This is a genomic window from Microcoleus sp. PH2017_05_CCC_O_A, assembly GCF_020738785.1.
GTDB lineage: Bacteria > Cyanobacteriota > Cyanobacteriia > Cyanobacteriales > Microcoleaceae > Microcoleus.
Genome location: NZ_JAEQCB010000238.1, coordinates 1 through 5,853 on the forward strand (window position 1 = coordinate 1; position 5,853 = coordinate 5,853).

A 5,853-nucleotide genomic window follows, 5' to 3' on the forward strand; every position below is an offset into this window, starting at 1 on the left:
TGTGGCTGAAGCCGCGCACTCGCTCCAAGGCGACTGAAGTCGCTAATCGGCTAGACCCCAGCCTTAAAAGGACGGGGCTTGCGCCTCGTTTTTCGGTCAAGCTTAATGGGGATCGAAACTACCACGCCAACCACCCTATCGCCCAGCAAGCATACCGAATCGGATTGCAGTATCTTTTTCTCCCCTAATTTCACAGCGCTAGAGCCTAAACTCAAGCCTTTTTGCTTTCCAGGGCCCAGCGAGCTAGCTCTGTCCGGTTATGCAGACCTGTTTTGCCCAGCATATTGCTAACGTGGCTCTCTATAGTGCGCTGGCTGACATTCATCACGTCTGCGATCTGGCGGTTTGCCATACCCTGCGCTAGCAACTGTACCACCTTTAACTCAGTGGGAGTCAATTCGACATTGCGGCGCGCCTTAATTTTCGGGCCGCTCTCTATACCTGGATTTGAGTGACGAATCAAGCGGGATGCTGCTTTCAGAGAAGATTCTACTTGGGCTACCAGTTCTTCGGGCTCAAAAGGCTTAACTATATAAACATCAGCTCCAGTGCTCAAGCCTTTTACTCGATCGGAACTTTGACCTTTGGCGGACAAGAAAAGAACCGGAATCCAGCTCGTGCGCGGGTCTTCTCTGATGTGTTTGACTAAAGTGTACCCGTCCATTTCTGGCATCATCACATCACAGATGATCAAATCGGGGACTTCTTGTTCGAGTTTTTCTAGAGCGTGTCTGCCGTTTTCTGCTGTGATGACGTTGTAGCCCCGAAACTCTAAGTAATCCTTGACTAGCAAGATCAAGTTCGGGTCGTCGTCAACCAGCATCAGCCGTTTTTGCTCTCCTGAATTATTGTCCTTCATGTTTCTTCCCGCTAGAGTATCCCGCACAATTCCTTGTTTTTCACTCCTGTTTTTTCCGTCAGTCCAGTGTCAGCCCGGGAAAGTTGGGGGTTGAGGACGGCGGTGGGGTGAAGGGATGGCGGTGAGGGGAAAGCGGGGCGGGTATTACCGCTTCCTCTCCCAGTGTTCGATGCCCGTTTGTGAATGTCTTGCGACCTGGAACGGAGCCAAAACCTGTAATGGACGATCGCCTGTCACGATCGGCCTTGATTGATGGAAGACTCACGCTCCCTAGCCCAAGTTAAATATTTAATCTCGATCGGTTCAATTGCAAGTTGATGCCCCGGTTTTAAATGATACTTCTGATATAGAGAAATTTAAGCAGGCTCCCTACTTACGTATTTAACTATTTCTAGTGTAGTTTGGCAAACTGCCGGATGTCTGCTACTGAGAAACTTTTCGGCAAACTCTCGCCAGAGGGCGATCGAACTGCTTCGATACACCTCTTAAAAAAACACACAGCGACAAGCAAGACTACCAGAAACAGGTAGGAGAGTACAGTTGTTCGATCGATCCGCAGGTGCGATCGCCCAACGCGCTCACGCTCTCTACTTTACCGTCTTAAACCTAACACCTTACTTATCCTGCTGTGCTTTTTCACCGCGCTATAGTTAAATATCTGCTTTCGCCTCAGCAGGCTCCGGCAAAGGATGAGTCAAAAAAGCGTATTCTTCAACCACCTGTGAGCCGATCAGATGTTCCTGAATAATTCTCTCCATGACGAGGGGAGTAACATCGCGATACCACACTCCGTCTGGGTAGACTACCATAATCGGGCCAGACGCGCACACTTGCAGGCAGTTAGCTTTAGTCCGAAAAATGCAGGTTTGCCGATCGGCTTTTGGCTTGTCCAACCCCAATTCTTGCAAGCGTTTTTTTAAGTAATTCCAAGCCACCAGACTGCTTTCTCGATCGCAACACTTGGGCACGGTTTGGTCGGCACAGATAAAAATATGCCGTTCAATTCGCTCTATTCCCAGGCTTTGGACGCAAGCGCTCAAGCCTTGGCTGCAAGATTCATCGTTGTTATTTTCAGATATTTTATTCATTCGTTAATAATAATTAATTAGCGATCGAAACTCATCACCACTCTCCCACTCTCCCACTCTCCCACTCTCCCACTCTCCCACTCTCCCACTCTCCCACTCTCCCACTCTCCCATTCCCCCACTCATCCTCGGTTCGGGAACCCGTACAGACAGATAAGTTGCGATCGCCCCTTACTAAAGCTAAATTAGCACTCAGGAGTCGAGAGTGCTAATATGTCAGTGTAAGCAGTCAGCCGTTGCTTTCATCGCGACCACTGACGGCTAACTGACTAGGATCTGTAATCTGGAGATTTATTTATGGCAGCAGTATCACTGAGTGTTTCTACCGTTAAACCGCTAGGCGAGCGCGTGTTCGTGAAAGTAAGCGCTAGCGAAGAAAAAACCGCCGGCGGCATCCTTCTACCCGACACAGCTAAGGAAAAGCCCCAAGTAGGCGAAGTCGCGGCCGTGGGCCCCGGCAAGCGCAACGACGACGGCAAGCGCGTTGAAATGGAAGTCAAAGTCGGCGACAAAGTTCTCTACTCGAAGTATGCCGGTACCGACATCAAACTCGGCACTGACGAATACGTCTTGTTGGCCGAAAAAGATATTCTGGCGATCGTCAACTAATTAATCATTAGTCATCAGTCATCAGTCATCAGTCATTAGTCATTAGTTTAAAGCGAACGCCGCCAAAAAACTAATGACACAAGACAAATGACTCGCCATCCATCCCCAATCTAAAATCTCAAACCCTCTCATCCCCAAAAACTATGGCTAAGCGTATAATCTACAACGAAAATGCACGTCGCGCCCTCGAACGCGGTATGGACATTCTCGCCGAAGCAGTCGCCGTTACCCTCGGCCCCAAAGGTCGTAACGTGGTTCTCGAAAAGAAATTCGGAGCTCCTCAAATCGTCAATGACGGCGTAACCATCGCCAAAGAAATCGAACTCGAAGACCACGTAGAAAATACAGGCGTTGCCTTGATCCGTCAAGCTGCTTCCAAAACCAACGACGCAGCAGGCGACGGCACCACAACTGCTACCGTTCTGGCTCACGCAATGGTCAAAGAAGGTCTGCGTAACGTAGCTGCTGGTGCAAATGCGATCGCCCTCAAGCGCGGTGTTGACAAAGCAACCGGCTTCTTGGTAGAAAAGATTGCCGAACACGCCAAACAAGTAGAAGATTCCAAATCCATCGCTCAAGTCGGCTCAATCTCTGCTGGTAACGACGATGAAGTCGGCCAAATGATTGCCAATGCAATGGACAAAGTGGGCAAGGAAGGCGTAATTTCCCTGGAAGAAGGGAAGTCTATGACCACCGAACTCGAAATCACCGAAGGGATGCGCTTCGACAAAGGCTACATTTCTCCCTACTTCGTCACCGACACCGAACGGATGGAAGCGATTCTAGAAGAACCCTTCATCTTGCTGACAGACAAGAAAATCGGCTTGGTACAAGACTTAGTACCAGTGCTCGAACAAGTAGCTCGTTCCGGCCGCCCGCTGTTGATCATTGCAGAAGACATTGAGAAAGAAGCTCTAGCTACCCTCGTTGTCAACAAACTGCGCGGTGTGCTGAATGTAACTGCTGTCAAAGCACCTGGTTTTGGCGATCGACGCAAAGCCATGTTAGAAGATATCGCCGTATTGACCGGCGGTCAACTGATCACCGAAGACGCCGGTTTGAAACTGGAAAACACCAAGCTGGACATGATCGGCAAAGCCCGCCGCATCACCATCACCAAAGACAGCACGACAATTGTTGCCGAAGGTAACGAAGTCGCAGTCAAATCTCGCTGCGAACAAATTCGCCGTCAAATGGACGAAACCGAATCTTCCTACGACAAAGAAAAGCTGCAAGAACGTTTGGCCAAATTGGCTGGTGGCGTCGCAGTCATCAAAGTCGGCGCAGCTACCGAAACTGAAATGAAGGATCGCAAACTGCGTCTTGAAGATGCGATCAACGCAACCAAAGCTGCTGTCGAAGAAGGCATCGTTCCTGGTGGTGGTACAACTTTGGCTCACCTAACTCCTCAATTGGAAGAGTGGGCTAATGCCAACCTGAAGGGCGAAGAGTTGACCGGTGCTTTGATTGTGGCACGGGCTCTGGCTGCTCCCCTGAAGCGGATTGCTGAAAATGCTGGTTTGAATGGCGCTGTCATCGCTGAGCGCGTCAAAGAAAAGCCGTTTAACGTTGGTTTCAATGCAGCGACAAATGAGTTTGTCGATATGTTTGAAGCTGGTATCGTTGACCCTGCGAAGGTAACTCGTTCTGCTCTACAAAATGCCGCATCTATTGCCGGCATGGTGCTGACAACCGAGTGCATCGTCGTTGACAAGCCTGAACCCAAAGAAGGCGCTGCTTCTGGCGGCGGCGGCATGGGCGGCGGCGACTTCGATTATTAATCGATAGTTTTTAAAGTAGGTGAGGGCGGTAGCGCCCCCACCTACTTTATTTTATTTAATTAGTTGATTAATAAATCAAGTTATAATAGCGTTCTCTCTAGTACACTGGGAGGCGCTATGAAAGCAGAAGTTCTCAAAAGATTATTTAGGGCGATCGCCAGTGCCGACACTGAGGCGATCGACAAACTCACATACCTAGTCATTCAGGAAGAACGCCAGAAGGGACACACCCTGTTAGCCGACCAATTAGAGAATATTTCCAAAAAGAGCCCGAAAGAAAAATCGATCTCTAACAGCAAAACAGCTTCGCCAGTAACAGAAAGCCGACAAGCTCTAAGCGAACTACCGACGAGTAAGCGATTAAATCTTCCTTTAGTGACTGTCATAGCAAGGGAAAAATTGCGGCATCATATGGTGCTTCCTGAAGTTATCGAAAAACGTTTCCAGCGAATTGAGCGTGAGTATGCAGCAAGAGATAGGCTTGCTCATCACGGACTCCGCTACAGACAAAAAATTCTTCTGTACGGTTTCCCCGGCTGTGGTAAGACACTCGGAGCAGAGCGTTTAGCTTGGAATACAGGTTTACCACTTCTCAAAGTTCGATTTGATGCAATGGTATCATCTTTTTTAGGCGAAACGGCGAGTAATTTGAGGCTGGTTTTTGAAGAAGCATCAAAAAGTCCATGTTTGTTGTTCCTGGATGAATGCGACTCAATTGCTAAATCTAGAGAAGACCATCAGGAAGTAGGAGAAATTAAGCGAGTGGTAAATACATTTCTTCAAATTTTGGATGAATATGAACCAACTTTTGGTCTGATTGTAGCAGCTACAAACCTCACTAAATCTCTTGATACTGCACTTTGGAGACGATTTGATGATTTGATAGAAGTACCAAAGCCAGGAGAAAAAGAGTTAGAATTTATCCTAAAAGAAACACTATCTGCTATTGAAGTCGGCTCTATTAACTGGCCTGTACTCATTGAGCAGATGAGAGATTTTTCGGCTGCTCAAGCCGTGAGGGTTGCACAAGATGCTGCTAAACGGGCAATTCTTGAGCGAGAGGAGCTCGTGATTCACGAACACTTGGAAGAAGCGATTAAAGAAATCAAGGTTGCATAAACTTAATTTTTGGTGTTAGGAAAACTAAATGGTTGAACGTTCTGATAGATTTCCGCATATTCAACTCAAGTTTGAAAGAGCAGGAATTGCTGCAAGTCCACAAGGAGGAGGCAAACCAAATGCAATAACATCTACGAATACAAGCAATCGACAAGGACATGGAAGTAAATTAAAGAGTTCTTTAGACTCCTTAATTTGTTATTGGCAAGATAGTCAAAAAACAAGAGAAGAAGAGGAAAAGCCACCACTTCCTGAAAAAGCTATACCTATCATTTTACAGATTGATCCTACTGCATTCGATGCCAGGGCTATTTCATTCTAAACAGCTTCTTCAAAACGTCTAGACCATAGCCAGCGAGCCGTTGTGCCTGTGCCATATTTGTTTCTCCAGCTTCTCG

At 47.8% G+C, this 5,853-nt stretch carries 7 protein-coding genes; 5 read left to right on the top strand and 2 right to left on the bottom strand.

Going from position 1 to position 5,853, the window contains the following annotated elements; all coding sequences use genetic code 11:
* The coding region (locus JGK20_RS32460) for a hypothetical protein (RefSeq protein WP_293233552.1) at positions 1 to 188 on the top strand (188 nt) is incomplete at its 5' end.
* A 23-nt stretch (positions 189 to 211) separates the two neighbouring features.
* On the opposite strand, the gene JGK20_RS32465 is transcribed toward JGK20_RS32460, so the two are convergent.
* Both JGK20_RS32465 and JGK20_RS32470 read right to left on the bottom strand, forming a co-directional pair.
* A complete protein-coding gene (locus JGK20_RS32465; RefSeq protein ID WP_293125294.1) occupies positions 212 to 859 on the bottom strand; it encodes a response regulator transcription factor in 648 nt (215 codons plus the stop codon).
* Positions 860 to 1,509: 650 nt separating this feature from the next.
* On the bottom strand, positions 1,510 to 1,947 hold the full coding sequence (locus JGK20_RS32470) for a ferredoxin (protein WP_293178992.1): 438 nt from the start codon (positions 1,945 to 1,947) through the stop codon (positions 1,510 to 1,512).
* A 296-nt stretch (positions 1,948 to 2,243) separates the two neighbouring features.
* Between JGK20_RS32470 and groES the strand changes: the two genes are divergently transcribed.
* The 4 genes from groES to JGK20_RS32490 all read left to right on the top strand — a co-directional run bounded on the left by groES (position 2,244) and on the right by JGK20_RS32490 (position 5,777).
* Entirely contained in the window at positions 2,244 to 2,555 is a 312-nt protein-coding gene (groES, locus tag JGK20_RS32475) for a co-chaperone GroES (RefSeq protein WP_194008182.1), read from the top strand.
* A gap of 143 nt (positions 2,556 to 2,698) precedes the next feature.
* Positions 2,699 to 4,336, top strand: coding sequence for a chaperonin GroEL (groL, locus tag JGK20_RS32480; RefSeq protein ID WP_293233554.1), 1,638 nt, complete (start codon positions 2,699 to 2,701; stop codon positions 4,334 to 4,336).
* 117 nt (positions 4,337 to 4,453) lie between these two features.
* Entirely contained in the window at positions 4,454 to 5,455 is a 1,002-nt protein-coding gene (locus JGK20_RS32485) for an ATP-binding protein (protein ID WP_293233556.1), read from the top strand.
* Between the two features lie 28 nt (positions 5,456 to 5,483).
* Complete coding sequence (locus JGK20_RS32490; protein ID WP_293233558.1) at positions 5,484 to 5,777, top strand: hypothetical protein; 294 nt, start codon at positions 5,484 to 5,486, stop codon at positions 5,775 to 5,777.
* Positions 5,778 to 5,853: the final 76 nt, after the last annotated feature.